This is a genomic window from Candidatus Phytoplasma zeae (assembly GCF_001712875.1).
Classification (GTDB): Bacteria; Bacillota_I; Bacilli_A; order Acholeplasmatales; family Acholeplasmataceae; genus Phytoplasma; species Phytoplasma asteris.
The window spans coordinates 288,444-303,831 of the sequence record NZ_CP015149.1 but is presented as its reverse complement, the minus strand read 5'-3'; the positions used below and the strand labels follow the sequence as shown (position 1 = coordinate 303,831).

The 15,388-nt window shown below is 28.2% G+C and carries 13 protein-coding genes; 1 reads left to right on the top strand and 12 read right to left on the bottom strand.

Translation table 11 applies throughout. The features are described 5' to 3' along the window. Positions 1-28 precede the first annotated feature (28 nt). The 7 genes from rsmD to alaS all read right to left on the bottom strand — a co-directional run bounded on the left by rsmD (position 29) and on the right by alaS (position 6,196). A complete protein-coding gene (gene rsmD, locus MBSPM3_RS01500) occupies positions 29-589 on the bottom strand; it encodes a 16S rRNA (guanine(966)-N(2))-methyltransferase RsmD (protein WP_069028220.1) in 561 nt (186 codons plus the stop codon). Further along, positions 586-1,164 carry a bis(5'-nucleosyl)-tetraphosphatase (symmetrical) YqeK gene (yqeK, locus tag MBSPM3_RS01495; protein ID WP_069028438.1) on the bottom strand — a complete coding sequence of 193 codons (579 nt, stop codon included), beginning with the start codon at positions 1,162-1,164 and terminating at the stop codon, positions 586-588. Before yqeK ends, rsmD begins: the two co-directional genes overlap by 4 nt. A 7-nt stretch (positions 1,165-1,171) precedes the next feature. Then, on the bottom strand, positions 1,172-1,741 hold the full coding sequence (locus MBSPM3_RS01490) for a YqeG family HAD IIIA-type phosphatase (RefSeq protein WP_069028219.1): 570 nt from the start codon (positions 1,739-1,741) through the stop codon (positions 1,172-1,174). Then, positions 1,731-2,201, bottom strand: a complete 471-nt coding sequence (gene greA, locus MBSPM3_RS01485; RefSeq protein ID WP_034172300.1) for a transcription elongation factor GreA — start codon at positions 2,199-2,201, stop codon at positions 1,731-1,733. Before greA ends, MBSPM3_RS01490 begins: the two co-directional genes overlap by 11 nt. 52 nt (positions 2,202-2,253) lie before the next feature. Further along, entirely contained in the window at positions 2,254-2,838 is a 585-nt protein-coding gene (locus MBSPM3_RS01480; protein WP_069028218.1) for an O-methyltransferase, read from the bottom strand. Position 2,839: 1 nt separating this feature from the next. Next, positions 2,840-3,295 (bottom strand): Holliday junction resolvase RuvX, encoded by a 456-nt coding sequence (ruvX, locus tag MBSPM3_RS01475; protein ID WP_069028217.1) that lies wholly within the window; start codon positions 3,293-3,295, stop codon positions 2,840-2,842. A 306-nt stretch (positions 3,296-3,601) separates the two neighbouring features. Continuing rightward, on the bottom strand, positions 3,602-6,196 hold the full coding sequence (gene alaS / locus MBSPM3_RS01470) for an alanine--tRNA ligase (RefSeq protein ID WP_069028216.1): 2,595 nt from the start codon (positions 6,194-6,196) through the stop codon (positions 3,602-3,604). A gap of 573 nt (positions 6,197-6,769) precedes the next feature. On the opposite strand from alaS, the gene MBSPM3_RS01465 reads away from it, so the two are divergent. Beyond that, on the top strand, positions 6,770-8,029 hold the full coding sequence (locus MBSPM3_RS01465; RefSeq protein ID WP_232308817.1) for a methyltransferase domain-containing protein: 1,260 nt from the start codon (positions 6,770-6,772) through the stop codon (positions 8,027-8,029). Positions 8,030-8,099: 70 nt separating this feature from the next. Here MBSPM3_RS01465 and MBSPM3_RS01460 read toward each other — a convergent pair whose 3' ends face one another. The 5 genes from MBSPM3_RS01460 to uvrC all read right to left on the bottom strand — a co-directional run bounded on the left by MBSPM3_RS01460 (position 8,100) and on the right by uvrC (position 15,342). Next, the gene (locus tag MBSPM3_RS01460; RefSeq protein ID WP_198143616.1) at positions 8,100-9,368 is read right to left on the bottom strand and encodes an AAA family ATPase; all 1,269 of its coding nucleotides are present in this window, start codon (positions 9,366-9,368) and stop codon (positions 8,100-8,102) included. A gap of 129 nt (positions 9,369-9,497) precedes the next feature. Continuing rightward, positions 9,498-10,181, bottom strand: a complete 684-nt coding sequence (locus MBSPM3_RS01455) for an ECF transporter S component (RefSeq protein ID WP_069028213.1) — start codon at positions 10,179-10,181, stop codon at positions 9,498-9,500. Between the two features lie 129 nt (positions 10,182-10,310). Continuing rightward, positions 10,311-11,327, bottom strand: coding sequence for a lipoate--protein ligase (gene lplA / locus MBSPM3_RS01450; RefSeq protein WP_069028212.1), 1,017 nt, complete (start codon positions 11,325-11,327; stop codon positions 10,311-10,313). 88 nt (positions 11,328-11,415) lie between these two features. Next, positions 11,416-13,428 carry an excinuclease ABC subunit UvrB gene (gene uvrB / locus MBSPM3_RS01445; protein WP_069028211.1) on the bottom strand — a complete coding sequence of 671 codons (2,013 nt, stop codon included), beginning with the start codon at positions 13,426-13,428 and terminating at the stop codon, positions 11,416-11,418. Positions 13,429-13,572: 144 nt separating this feature from the next. Further along, the gene (gene uvrC / locus MBSPM3_RS01440; protein ID WP_069028210.1) at positions 13,573-15,342 is read right to left on the bottom strand and encodes an excinuclease ABC subunit UvrC; all 1,770 of its coding nucleotides are present in this window, start codon (positions 15,340-15,342) and stop codon (positions 13,573-13,575) included. Positions 15,343-15,388 lie beyond the last annotated feature (46 nt).

Below are 15,388 nucleotides of genomic sequence, written 5' to 3'. Positions count from 1 at the left end.
TTCTTTTTTTTCTTTCCTTGGTGAAAGTCTAAATTTTTTTATAAAATTGAATTTTTTTATTACCGTATTGTTTTTCTTTTTGTAAAACAAATTCTTTAATTTGTGTAGGCAAAACAATTTTGGGATGTAATTCACAAATAATAATGCTATTTTGATGTGTTAATTTGTCTAAATATTCAAAAGCAGGTAAATAAAAATCTTTAAAATAAGGAGGGTCTAAAATAATAAAATCAAAAATCAAGTTGGCTTTTTGGAATTTTTTTAAAGCTTGAATAAAATGACCATAAAAAATAATGCTTTGTTCTAAATCCAGTTTTAATTTTTGGTGGTTTTCTTTTAAGGTTTGAAAAGCTTTTAATGAAACATCCACAAAATAGGCTTGTTTAGCATCTCTGCTTAAAGCCTCAAAACCATAAGAACCGTTGCCTGCAAATAAATCTAAAAAGATTTTGTTTTGGACTGAGGCTCCCAAAGTATTAAAAAGAGCTTCTTTGACCAAAGAGCTAGTGGCTTTGGTGTGAGGTGATGGCACTAGTTTGATTTTGTGTCCTTTGAATTTTCCTCCGATGATAATTGTTGTCTTTGTCATGAAAATATTTTTCTTTTGATGGAGTTTTTCAAAGAGGATAAAATTTCTTGGTAATTGTAAGGCAAAGGGGATCCTTTTTGGCTGAAATAATCAAAATTACTTTTAAGAAGTTCATATACGGCTTGATTGAGGTTAAAGTAGGCTAGCTTTTGAAAATATTTTATTTGGGAAAAATTTCGTTGAGGTTCTAATTTGTCACTTAAAAATACAATTTTATCGCAATAATTCATTTTTTTATCACCCCAAACATGTTTTTTGATGGCATTAAGAATAGTGACATTTGTGATGCCAAATTCTTTTTTTAAGATGTTTGCAGCAGATAGAGCGTGAAAAATATCAGGCGTTTTGCTGTATTTTTGGATATTGGCTTGAGTAAGATAGGGTTTTTGTTGTTCTAAGGTGTCGTTTTTGGTGTAATCATGAAATAAAGCTGCAATTTGAATAGGCAACAAAGGTTTGTTATAATGTCTTGCCATTTTGGTAGCAGTGCGATAAACTCTTATAGTGTGTTCTAACCGCAAAGGATATTTTTTTAATTTATTTTCGACAGCTTGACGAATTTTGTGTAACAACATATTATTTTCATTTTTCTTCAAAGTCTTGAAATTTTTCTTTCCAAAGGTGATAATCTTGTTTTTTGAGATTGGTTAAAAACTTTTTTTCACGATAAAAACGATTGAATTTGGTAAACGCGCTTTCTTGAAAGCGATTTAGGGGTTTTACCAATAAAGAACAAAAACCTGCTTGATTAGCTCCTTTGATATCTGTTTGAAGTTGGTCTCCTATCATCAACATTTGTGTGGGTTCCAATTTGAGAAGTTGGCATGCTTTTTGAAAAGCTGTAGGGGATGGTTTTTTGTTTAATAAATTTAAATATATAAAAATAAAATCATTTTTTAAAACTTTGTGGAGGCGTTTTTTAGAGGCATTAGAAAGAATAACGACTTTGAAAATAAGAGATAATTTAGTTAAAAGGTTTTTAATTTGTTCATCTAAAATATCTTTGTTGCATTCAATTAAAGTATTGTCTAGATCAAAAATTAACGCTTTAATGCCTTGTTTTTGAAACAACTCAAAAGGAATTTGCAAGACACAAGGAAAATAGTGTTGAGGGATGAAAAGTTTGTTGGGGCAAGTCATTTTATTGGACATCTACAATTTTGACTCTAAAAGTGTTTCCAGTTTCGCCGGTAACAAAAACAACATCTCCTATTTGGTGCCCTTTGATATTTTGTCCTAAAGGAGATTCAATCGAAATTTTGTTGTTAAAAGGATCTGCTTCCAAGGTGCTTACTAATTCAATTTCTTGTTGTTGTTTGGTGTGTAAAAGCTCCAAAGATACTTTTTTGCCAATACTTACTTCTCTTTCTTTGGAAACTTTAACTACGCGGACATTTTTTAAAATATTTTGGATTTCTGAGATGCGATGTTCTATTAAAGCTTGTTCGTTTCTAGCAGCATCATAATCAGCGTTTTCGGATAAATCTCCTTGTTCGCGCGCTTCTTTTAAAGCTTCTAAATTTTCTTTTCTTTTAACTTCTTTTAAAAAAGTTAATTCTTTTTTTAATTTTTCTATTCCTGATTGGGTAAGTTCATAAATTTTATTATTCATAAATAAAAGACCTTCTTTTTTTATTTTTTGATGGTTTTTCAAAATTCCTAAATTATTTTTTGAGATAAGAAATAATCAACCCATCACCTACATCTTGAAAAGTGGTGAAAAAATCTGGGTGATTTGTTAAAAAAGTTTGAAAATTATGCATTTTTTTGAAAATTCCTTGATTATTTTTAGTCGTTTTGGCTTTTTTAAAACAACTTAAATTAAGGTTATCAAAAACGATAATGCCTTGTTTTTTGAGTAAAGGAGCATATTTGCAAAATAACTTTTGATATTGGGCTTTGGCAGCATCAATAAAAATTAAATCATATTTTTTTAAATTGCAAGTAGGATAAATTAACGCCTCTGCCCAAATGACATTTATGTGATAGGGAGTTTCTTTTAAAAAGTTTTTAGCTAAATTATAATTTATAAAATCTCTTTCTAAAGTATCAATTTTAGTGCTAAGAGAGCTCATAGCCAAAGCGCTATATCCAATGGCAGTTCCGATTTCTAAAATATTTGTGATTTTGTTTTGTGAAATTACATCAAGTAACAAAGCTAATCCTTGGTCTTGGATAATGGGGATTTTGTTTTCTTGGGCGTATTTTTTTAATTTTTGTAAGTTTTTTTCTTTGTTAAAATCAAACATTTCAATGCTCTTTGTTTGGGTGTAATTTGATATAATCGAGATAATTTTGTAAAATGATGGTTGCTGCAATTTCGTCTTTCATTTGTAAAATTTTGCCCTTTTTTTTGTTATTGGTTTTTAACATTTGGATTGCTTGTACGGTAGATAAACGTTCATCCCATAAAATTACTTTTACTTGCTCAAACTTGTTTTCTAGCGTTTTTTTAAAATCACTACTTATTTTGGCTTTAATTCCTATGTCGTTGTTCATGTGTTTGGGGTATCCCAAAACAATTGTTTTAATTTGATATTGAGAAATGATTTCTTGTAAAGGTGTAATCAATCGATTGTATTTGTGGGTGGCAAAAAAAATAGTTTTGAGGTTTTGGGCAATAATTCCTGTTTGTGATAAAGCGATTCCTAAAGTTTTTTCACCTAAATCCAACCCCAAAGATGCATTATTTTGGCAGTTTAACATAATAAAACATTCTCATTTGTCAAAAAATTGTTTGAATGATAAAAATTATTCTTTTTTTCTTGGTTTTGGTTAAACTTCATTTTATCAATTTTTTTGTTTTTGGGCAAATAATTTTATTAATAATTGTTTAAAAGATTTGAAAAATAGTGGGTTTGGGGTTTTAAAAGGGTTTAATTTTAATTTTTCTTCCGCTTTGATTATTTTTTTCTTTTTTATTTTGTTTTTTTTTGTCATTTCGAACACCTTTTAACAATTTTTAGGAATTTTTTCCTTGAGGATTTTTTTATTATAAATTTTTTAAACAGTTTAATTTATTTCTAATTTGGTTTTTACAAAATTAAGTACTTGTTCTAAATTTTTAGTTTTTTTGGTGCCCCCTTGAGCTAAACTAGCATTGCCACCACCAGAACCACAAACCAAGGATAAAGCTTCTTTAATCAAATTACCTGCATGTAGAGTTTTGCTTTTGCATAAAAAAACAATTTTTTCAGGTTGCACATAAGATAAAAATAAAACTTCTAAATGGTATTTATCAAAAATATGATTCATAAAAAATTTGATAACTTCTAAAGGTTTTTCTTCTTCAATGGTTAACATCATTTTTTTGGTAATTTGTGGTGGTAAAAAATTAGATTCTGCTTGTACCATATTTTTTTGATGATATTCTAAAACTTTTTTTTCAAAAAGAACTAAGGCTTGTTGTTGTGCTTTGATATGTTTTTGATAATTGAGAATATCTTGATAACTTTGGGTTATTGGAGGAAAATTTTTAACATCAAAAATGAGGTTTTGCGTTTGTAAGGATTTTGCTTTTTGGGTTAGTTGGTGCAAGTCGTTTTGGTAAGGAACTAATTTGGCGTTGAGACTTTCTTGGCAATTGTTATTACAAACTGCCTCAATGCGGTATATACCAGAGCTAATGCTTTCGCATGACAAAATAGTAAAATGTTCTAAATCTTTAGTATTTGTGACATGTGTTCCTCCGCATAAATCCACTGAAAAAGTATCAATACTTACGATTCTTACTTTGTCTTTGTATTTGGCTTTTTGATTTTGTTCTAGAAGAGTGGCGTATTTTTTTTGGGCGTCTGGGATTGAAAGTTGTTCAATTTTGACTGGAACACTTTTTTGAATTAGTTGGTTTACTTCTTTTTCTATTTGTAATAAAGTTTGGGGAGTAATTTTTTCAAAATGATTAAAATCATAACGTAAAGAGCTAAATCCCACTGATGAACCTTGTTTTTTGAGGTGGCTGCCTAATTGTTTTTGCAAAACCGCTTCTAAAAGATGTGTTGCTGTGTGATGATAAGAAATTTGATTGCGTTTAGTCTTTTCAATGCAGGCATAAACTTCTTGACCTTCGCAAAAGTTGCCTTGAACTTCGTGCAAAATTTGTCCGTTTGGTAGTTTAGTTATTTTGGTAACTTTGGTGTTGTCAATCCAACCTTCATCTTCTATTTGTCCTCCCATATTAGCATAAAAAGGTGTTTTTTCAAGCACTATTCCTTTGTCAAAAACTTTGATTACTTTGGTTTTGCAAGTAAAATTTGTATAACCTATAAATTCGCTGGGAGTTAAAAATTGGAGAAATGCTTCTTCTTGTTTATTCATGTGTGTTTGCGATGTTTGATTTTTTTTACTTAAATTTTGGTGGTCGTGGAGTAATTCTTGGAATTTTTGGTAATCTGTTGTAATGTTTTTCTTTTTAGCATAATCCAAAATTAAATCTTCAGGAATGCCGTAAGTGTCGTATAATTTGAAAAAGTTTTGTCCTGATAAAGTTTTTTGGGTGAGATGTTGTAAAAAAGTTTTTTCGGCAGTTTTGAGAGTTTGTTCAAAAATATTTTCTTGTTGCAATAGCACTTTGGCAATCATTTCTTGGTTGGTGCATAGTTCTTTGTAAAAATCTTTCATCATTGCAACTGTTGGAGGCACTAATTGATGTAAAAAAGGTTTGTATAAACCTAGTTTTTTGCCTTCGTTAGCAGCTCTTCGTAATAATTTTTTTAAGACATAGCCCCTTTTTTCGTTAGTGAGGACTGCTCCGTCATTGATTGCAAAAACCAAAGTTTTTAAGTGATCTGCAATAATTTTAAAACTTTCTTGTCCTGTGTATTTGATTTGTGTCATTTTTTCCAAAGCTTTTATTAAAGGAAAGAAAAGGTCTGTTTCAAAATTGGTTTTGGTGTTTTGCAAAATACAGGCTAAACGTTCTAAACCAGCCCCAGTATCAATGTTTTTGCTTGGTAGTTCTTGATATTTTTCGATAGATAATTTAGGGTCGCAATTATATTGAGAAAAAACAATATTCCAAATTTCGATAAAGCGGTCGTTTTCTAAATCTTGGATAATTAGTTCTTTGTTGCGAGGGTCAAAAGTTTTTCCTCTGTCAAAAAAAATCTCGGTGCAAGGACCAGAAGGACCAGGACCTATTTGCCAAAAATTGCTCTTTAAAGGAATAAGGTGGTTTTTTTCTACTCCTAAGTCAAGCCAATATTGATAAGTATCTTGGTCTTGAAAAAAATAAGTAATGTAGAGTTTTTCTAAGGGAAAAGCAAACCATTTAGGCGAAGTTAACAACTCAAAGGCGTAGTGGATAGCTTCTTTTTTAAAATAATTTCCGATAGAAAAATTGCCTAACATTTCAAAAAAAGTATGATGGCGCGAGGTTTTCCCTACGTTTTTGATGTCGTTGGTACGAATACATTTTTGCACGTTAGTAATGCGTCTAAAAGGAGGTGTTTGTGTGCCATCAAAATATTTTTTTAAAGGGGTAATGCCTGCATTAACCCATAATAAGTTAGCTTCGTTTCGTGGTATCAAAGAAGATGATTTTGCGATGTGATGGTTTTTGCTTGCAAAAAATTTGAGCCACATTTGTCTAATTTCAAAAGATGTCATTATAAAAAATCCTTTAATTGTCTGAAATTTGGGGTGATATTTGATATTAATTTGGTCTTTGATTTGTTCTTTTGTGATACAAATAATAATTAGTTTATTAAAATGCGTTTTGAATTAATTTTGATTTGTGATATATAATTGATATCTAACATGTGTATAAAATTAAAAAACCGATCAAACTTAATTTTAACATTTTTTTATTGCTTTTCATTATTTTTTTGCATTTTTTCGTTATTTTTTTGACTTATTTTGGTTTTGCAAAAGCTAAAAACATTATTTTTTAATTGTTGATAATTATAAAAATGATTGTTTTAAAAAATGATATAATTTAATTGTTGTTTTAAAATAACAAAATAATTTTAATTTAACATTTTTTATTAATTTATTTCGATTTTTTATTAATTTAATTTTTTTCTTTTTTTGAGTCAAAAACAAATAATTATAATCATACAAAAAAAACAAAAAGTGAATGTATCAAAAGTGAAAATCACATCTTTTTACAAATTTTTTAATTCTTCATTTTTTTCAATTTATTTTATTAAAATTAAAAAAAATTTAAGCTCGTTATTGTTATTGATTTTTTCTTCAATAATTTTAATTTGGGGGCTTTTTGATAGTTGTTTTCAAACGCATCTAGACTCATTTGCTTATTGTAAAAATATTTTTCATTATACAAGACAAAGTATTTTTTTAATTTTGGTAGTTGCAATAATTGCTTTAACTAAATATAGAACTACTAAATTTTATCAAATATTAAGTTTTGTTGCTTTGGTAAATATTTTAATTATAAGTTTGGTTTTTTGTGATTTTATTGAAGACCACAAACAGCATTTTATTTCTGCAAATTGGCAAATGCAGCTAATTCCTTATTATTTGCAATATGTTTTTGCCCCTTTGATTTATTGTTTTTATGTGTGGAAACGACCAATTACTTTTTTGGGTTGGAAAAAAGTATGGATAGTTTTTGTTCATCCTTTTTGCTATTTTTTGTTATCTGCTATTATTTTTGGTTTTAAAGCGGATTTGAAATCGCATTTTATTAATCCTTATTACCAAAACAATTTAACAGTAGCTTATTTTAAACTTTTTGTCTCTTTTTTGCTTTTGGCAATGGGTTTAATCGGAGTGCAAAAAATAAAAATTCATCCTTTTTATAAAGGTGCACTTTTAGTGCTAGGATCATTTTTGATTTGTGTTATTCCTAGGGAAACAAGTGATTGGAATCATGCCAAAGAATTGGTGTTTTACCCTCAACAAATGGGTTCTTCTCTTTTTCCTGAATCACAAGATATTGCTAAACAATTAAGTAATTTAGTGCTTGAATTTGAAGGAAAACAAGACACAGGTTTAAAAACAGGTGAAAAAATTTTGGAACTAGGAGCAGGCAGTGGTAATGTTACTAAATATTTAGTACAAAAGTTTGGAGCCCAAAATGTTATTGCTTTGGAATATGATAAAGAATTATGTAATGTTTTGAGAAATAAATTTCCAGGTTTAACAGTTATCGAAGGAGATGCTTGTAATTTTATTGAATTGTTAAAGAAGCAAATTGATGAAACTCAAATAAAACAAATAAAAGGGATAGTATCTACTTTGCCTTTGAGTATTTTTTCTCAAGAACAATTGCAAGAACTAAATAAAAACCTTGCCACAGTAATTAAACAAAATAAGATTAGGTTTGTTGAATATCGCTTTTTGCTATTTTTACGTGAAAAACACATTATTGGAGATGGTGTAGAAGAAATTCAAGATACTAAAAATCAAATTTTTGTTTCTAGTGCAATTTTACCAACCAAAGTTTTTATTTTTGCTGCTACTGATGTTACAAAATAATATCATTTTATAAAATAAAAAGTTAACTTATTTTAAGTTAACTTTTTTATATTTTAGGGATTTGGCAATATTAATTTAATATGCGTTTAATTGCTTGTTCTAAAAAATGTTTATCTATTTGGTCTTTGTTATTTCTGATAGCCAAAATTAAAGCCTCATTGAGAATGGCTGCAAGTTGGGCACCTGATGCACCTTCAGTAATTAAAGCTAATTTGTAAAAATCAACATCCAAAGAAATATTTTTATTTTTAGCATGAATTTTTAGAATAGCTTCTCTAGCCTTTAGATTAGGTAAATTAATTTTGATTTTACGGTCAAATCTACCTGGACGAATCAAAGCAGGATCTAGCATATCTATTCTATTAGTAGCAGCAATAATGATGATTTGTGAAAGTTTAAAAAAACCATCCATTTCTAATAAAAGTTGGTTTAGGGATTGGTCGTGTTCTCGTGATTCTATGATGGAGTTGTTTTTTCTTTTGGCTCCTAAAGCATCTATTTCATCAATAAAAATAATGCAAGGAGTAGTTCTTTTGGCTTTTTGAAATAAATCTCTTATTCTAGAAGCTCCAACGCCTACATAAACTTCGACAAATTCAGAACCAGAAACAGCATAAAAAGGAATTTTGACCTCATTAGCTAATGCTTTTGCAAGTAAGGTTTTTCCTGTTCCTGGAGGTCCTTCTAATAATACTCCTTTAGGAATTGCAAAGCCCATTTTATGATATTTTTGAGGATATTTTAAGAAATCTATTAATTCTTGGATTTCTTTTTTTTCTTCTTCAAGACCTGCTACATCTGCAAAAGTTATTTTGTCTTTGGAAGAATTAACGTTTGTATTAAATTTATTTATTTTGTTTGATAACATTTGTTTAAGGTGAATTAAAATATAAAATCCAAAAATAAAAGAAACAAGATAACTTATAAATTTGAAATATAATTCTAAAAAATTAAATTGGATATTTTCTTTGACTTCTACCAAAACATCTTTATATGAATAAAAAGCATATACTAAATAATCATAATTGGAGACTGCCATTTTACAATAATATTTTTGATTATCAAAACTTTCTGCTTGGATTAAATAATGTTCTTTGTTCCAAATGCTGTATTGGCTTTTATAAGTATAATGAATTTTTTTAATTTCGTTGGCTTTAAATTTTGCAAATAGTTCGTATATATTTATTAAAGAAGCGTTTTTTAATTGATTTTTTTCTATCCAAAAATATGATAATTCTAGACTAATTAAAAATAATAAAATTAAAGATAATGGCAAAATAAAGAAGATAATAATTTTGTTTTTTTTAAAAAGTTTGAAAAACACTAAGTAAGTCTCCATGATGAAATTTATAAAAGAAAAGCTTATAAAAAAATTATTTTAATTAAATTTGTGTGTAATTAAATTAATAAAAGTGAATAGCGCACAAAAATTTATGTTGTTTGGGTTTGAAAAAAGATTTTCCAAAATTTAATTTTCTTTGGAAAAACCATATAAAAATTCCATATTATCTTTAAGACGTAAATTAATTAAATAAAATAAAGCTCCTATGATGGTATTACTTACAATAACTGATGAAAAACTATAAATAAGATTAAGCGACCAAGAATAAGAAGGACTTGGAATGAACCACTTTAAAAAAGTTTTTTTGGCAAAGTTTTCTTGTAATAAATTAATAAATAAAATGCTTGAAATAATTTGAACTACACTAATTAATACTAAAGTTATTATAATAGGTATTTTTTTGGTGAGATGATTTAAGTTTTTTTGATAAAATAATCCCGAAAAAGAGCAGACAATATAGGGAAGAAAAAATCTGTAAAGGAAAATAAGGGCTTTGCTTGCATGTTCGTTTTCGTGTTCATGACTGTGATTATGATTTTCGTGTGTATGGTGTAATAACACTTCCATAAAAGAAAATTCCAAAACATAATGAATTAAAAGATAAAATAAACTAGCCCAAAATCCGTATTTAGGTCCAAAAAGATAACCTATTAAAATGATAAAAATTAATTCAATGCGAAAAAAAGCATAATTGCAAGGGATTGTTGCATTAATAGTATAACGAGAAAGAAGTTCCAAACCAAAAGCCAAAAATAATAAGAAAGAAATGGCAATGATTTTTCTTAAAACATTTTTTTGATTATTTAACATAAATATACCTTTGATTTTATTTTCATATTTTATTTTGCTAGTTTTTTGTGTAGTTTTTCGTTGTTTATCTTTTTTTTTTTTTGATAGTCTATATAAAAATTTTTCAATTTAGAACTATTTTAGTAATTGCTAATAATTTAAATTTTTAAGTTTTTCTTCTAAAATACCTTCTTTAAGTAAGCTTAAAAAATCATCATTAGTAGCATCCAAAATATAAAAACCGATGTTTGTTTTTTCCAAAACTTCTTGTATTTTTTCAGTTTGATAAGTTATTCCTTCAAAAAGTTTGCTAAATTGTTCTAAATTATCTTCTTTGTGAAAAAAATCTCCAATCAAAGTCATTTTTTCAATTAAACCAAATCTAATATCTAAAAAAATTTCTAATCCTCCCCAAGAAAAACGTTTTTTAAGTATTTTGGTGTGATGGGGTTGGGTTAAGAATAAAAATTCATTGGAAGCAAATTGGAGAGAATCTTTTTCTATTGATTTTATTTCTTGGTCACTAAGTACATAAGTTTGGTCAGTTAAAGCCCCAGTTAAATACTGCATTAACTTTTCTTGTGACATATCTGGAAGATAGCCTTTGAGGTTAGTTACTCGGGAACGTACACTTGCAATTCCTTTAGAAATTAATTTTTGGTCGTTTGGAGTAATTGTGTTTATCATAGTTTGGAAATCACAATTATAAAGAAGTGTTCCATGAGTTACCATGCCGTTTTGGTTTTGCATAAAGGCATTTCCAGAAATTTTTTTTCCTTCTAGTAAAATGTCGTTTCTGCCACTAAATTCAACATTAAGTCCTAATTTTTGTAATGCAACGACAATTTTAGCTAAAAAAGGTTTAAAACTGAAATTTTTTTCTTTTTTGGCAATAATGCTAAAAAGAGGAGTTTGAGGATCATTATAAACACATCCTCCGCCAGTAGGTCTTCTAAATAAAGGAATTTTATGTTCTTTGAGGTAATCTAAATTAACTTCGTTTTCAATTATTTGATTTTTCCCAACTACAACTCCTTTGATTTTCCAAATAAAAAAGAAGCTTTTTTCATGGTTTTGCTTTAATAAATGATTAAGGACGTATTGTTCTAGGGCGTAATAAAAATAAGGTTTAAGGTCGCAGATGCGATTAATTTGAATCAAAATCATAATAAAATCCCCTTTTAAAGTATTATTAAAGTATTATAAATATTTTTTTCATTAATATTATATCATTTATCAGTTATGTAGACTCATATTAATCTTTTTTGCCTTTTTTCTCTAACTCCAAAATCAAATCTCTTAATGTAGCTGCTTTTTCAAAATCAAGGGTTTTGGCAGCTTCTTTCATCATTTTTTGTAAACGTTTAATTTCTTTATTTTTAGCTGTAATATTTGTATGTGTTTGCAACTTTTTTTGTCCCTTAACTTTACCATTTTCATTTTCATTTTGGTCACTTTCTTTTTGTTTTATTGAAATTGTTTCTAAAATAGTTTTTTTAAGAGCAGTTGGTGTTACTTTCATTGTTTCGTTGTATTGTTGTTGGATTTTTCTTCTACGATAAGTTTCTTCAATAGCAATTTGCATAGCAGGAGAAATACAATCAGCATACATAATAACTTTGCCTGTAATGTTTCTAGCTGCTCTTCCAATAGTTTGGATAAGGCTTCTTTCGTTTCTTAAAAAACCTTGTTTGTCAGCATCCAAAATAGCTACTAAAGCTACTTCAGGTAAGTCAAGTCCTTCCCTCAAAAGATTAACTCCCACCAAACAATCATATTTTCCCAACCTTAGATCTTTTAAAATTTCAAGTCTTTGTAAAGATTTAATTTCACTGTGTAAATAAGCTACTTTGATGCATAAATTTTTTAAATAAGCAGTTAGGTCCTCGCTCATATTAATAGTTAAAGTAGTTATCAAAATTCTTTGATTATTTTTAGTTTGGTGTTTAATTTCAAAGTAAAGGTCATCCATTTGGTTGTGGGTTGGTCTTATTTCAATTTCTGGATCAAGGACAAAAGTAGGTCTTATAATTTGTTCTACAATGGGGATTTTTTTAGTTAATTCATAGTTGCCAGGAGTAGCTGAAAGATAGATAACTTTATTCATTTTGGCTTGGAATTCATGGAATTTTAAAGGTCTGTTATCAAGGGCACTTGGTAGTCTGAAACCGAAATTTACTAAGTTGGTTTTACGAGAAAAATCACCAAAATACATTCCTTTAATTTGGGGAATAGTTACATGAGATTCATCAATAATGGTTAAAAATTCATTTCCAAAAAAATCAATTAAAGTTGATGGTGCCTCGCCCTTTTCTTTGAGTGCTAAATGTCTTGAATAATTTTCAACACCATTGCAATTGCCTATTTGTTCTAACATTTCTAAATCATGTAAAGTGCGAATTTTAATTTTTTGGGCTGCTAAAAGTTGGTTAGTTTTTTCAAAATGATTAATTTGTTCCTTTAATTCTTGGCGAATTCTTTTGATACTTTCTTGTAATTTTTGGGTATTTGTAGCATATAGACTAGCAGGAAAAAGAGTAATTAATTTAAGATTCGTAATTGCTTTGCCATTTAAAACATCAAAATTTTGAATATTTTCAATTTCATTGCCAAAAAAAATAATGCGGATACCATTTTCTTTGTTAGATGAGGCAATAATTTCTATAATGTCACCTCTTACTCGAAAAGTTCCTCTTTGAAAATTAATTTCATTTCTTTGATATTTTAATTCTATTAACTTGTTAATTAATGCTTGCCTTTCGTATTTATCTCCAATTTGTAAATGTAGTGTTGATTTTTGATAATCTTTAAGGTCGCCTACTCCATAAATGCACGAAACCGAAGCAACTACAATTACATCATCGCGGTTAAGTAATGAACCTGCGGCACTATGACGCAACTGATCAATTTCATCGTTGATTTTGGAGTCTTTTTCAATGTAAGTGTCGCTTGATGCTACATATGCTTCTGGTTGGTAGTAATCATAATAAGAAATAAAATATTCTACGCGATTGTTGGGAAACATGGCTTTTAATTCGTTGTAGAGTTGTCCTGCTAATGTTTTGTTGTGAGCAATAACCAAAGTTTTTTGTTGTAAATGTTGAATAATATTTGCAATGGTAAAAGTTTTTCCAGTGCCAGTAGCTCCCAAAAGAATTTGTTCTTGTAAACCTTGTTTAAAATTATTAACCAATTTTTGAATTGCTTGGGGTTGGTCGCCACTTGGTTTTAAAGAACTTTGCAATTTAAATAAATTTGTTAAACTCATTTGTTGCTCCTTGCGTTTGCTTTTTTATTTTGGTGATTTTTTGGTTTTTAATTTCAAAATATTTAGATGGTTGTTTTTCTGTGTTCCAAAATTTTTGTCCATGTTTTTTATCAATATTTTTAATAAATGTCTATTTGCCCACTTTTATAAACTCTTTTTAATTAACAAAAACAACTTTGGATTAATTCCTATTTTTTGAAAATCTTGCAAAGTGGCTTTTTTGATGGCTTCTAAACTTTCAAAATGATTTAAGATGGCTTTTTTTCTAACAGCGCCAACTCCTTTTATATTTGATAAAGTAGTTTTATAATCTAGTTTGTTTTTGGTTTTGCGGTGAAAAGCAACAGTGAAACGATGGACTTCTTCGCTTAAACTTTTTAAAAAATAAAATAAATTAGGGCTTTGTTCCAACATTAATTTTTCTTGCAAAGTTACAAGATGAGTTAATTGATGTTTGTTATTTTTTTGCAATGCTCCTAAAGGAATTTCATATCCTAGTTTCTTTAAAGTTTTTTGGCTTTGTTTTAACTGTCCTAAACTGCCATCAACCAAAATTAAATCTGGTGAATCATTTTTAACTTCCTTGTCTTTGTTATAACAACGTGTAAGTGTTTCTTCAAAAGCTTGATATTCGTTAGGAAATTTGCCTTTAATGTGAAAAGTTCGATAAAGTTTTTTGTCAAATTCAAAATGATTAAATACAATTCTTGCTGCCACAAAGGCTTGTCCAAATAGTTGAGAATTATCAAAAACATCAATTCTTTTAATATCTTTATTAAAAATAATTGCCAATTTGTCTAAGGATTCTTGGATTTTTTGGTCTTTGGATTGATAGATTAAATTATTGTTAGCTAAATCATTTTGGGCGTTTTTTAAGGCTAGCAAATAAAGTTTCTTTTTGTCTCCTTTATGAGCAATATTTACTTTGGTTTGCAAGATTTGTTCCAATAAAGTTTGGTTAGTTATCATTTGTTGCAAAATAGTTTCATCTTGGCTTTTGCCTGTAATAATTATGTCTGGTTTAAGGTTTTTTTGATAATAACAATTAAAATAAGTTAAAATGTTTTCCCACACAAAGCCCACATATGAAAAAACGCTATTATAAGAATCAACGATATTTCCTTGGCGCATTTTTAAAATTTGAATTGATATTTGGTCTTGATTAAATGCATAGGCAAAAATATCGCAATTTTTGAGTTTTTGATTGCTGATAAGTTGTTTTTTGGTAGTCTGTTTGATTGAATAGATAATATCTCGGTATTCTTGGGCTTTTTCATAAAACATTTTTTCGCTAGCTGTTTTCATTAAATGGTGTAATTTTTTTAAAATATCTTTGATATTTCCTTTTAAAAATTTAGTAATTGCCTCAATGTTGGGTTTATAATTAATTGTTTCTCCTGCGCAAGCACCGAGGCATTGATTGATGTGAAAATGAAGACACGGTTTTTTTGATGCTAACGGACATCTTCTTAAAGGATACAAAAGATGCAACAATTTTAAGGTTTCTTTGGTGTTTTTAAGATTGGGATAAGGACCAAAAATTATTTTTCCTGGAGGAATTTGTTTGAATCGCGAAATTTTTAATTGTGGGTGCTTTTCTTTAGTAATTTCAATATAAGGGTAAGTTTTGTCATCCAAAAGTTTGAAATTATATTTAGGAGTGTGTTTTTTGATTAAGTTAGCTTCCAAAATTAAGGCTTCTTGTTCGTTGTTAGTAATAATGTAGAAAAAATCTTGGGTTTCTTCAATTAGCATCGTTGTTTTTAAGTTGTTGCTTTTGGTAAAATAACTTTGGACGCGTTTTTTTAAATTTTTGGCTTTGCCAACATAAATGATGGTATCATTTTTGTTTTGGAAAAGATAACAACCAGGATTGGGCGGTAAAGTTTTTATTTTTTCTAAAAGAATTGACATTTTAAATTACTTCCGTTTATTGAATTGTTTTTTTGATTTTTTACCC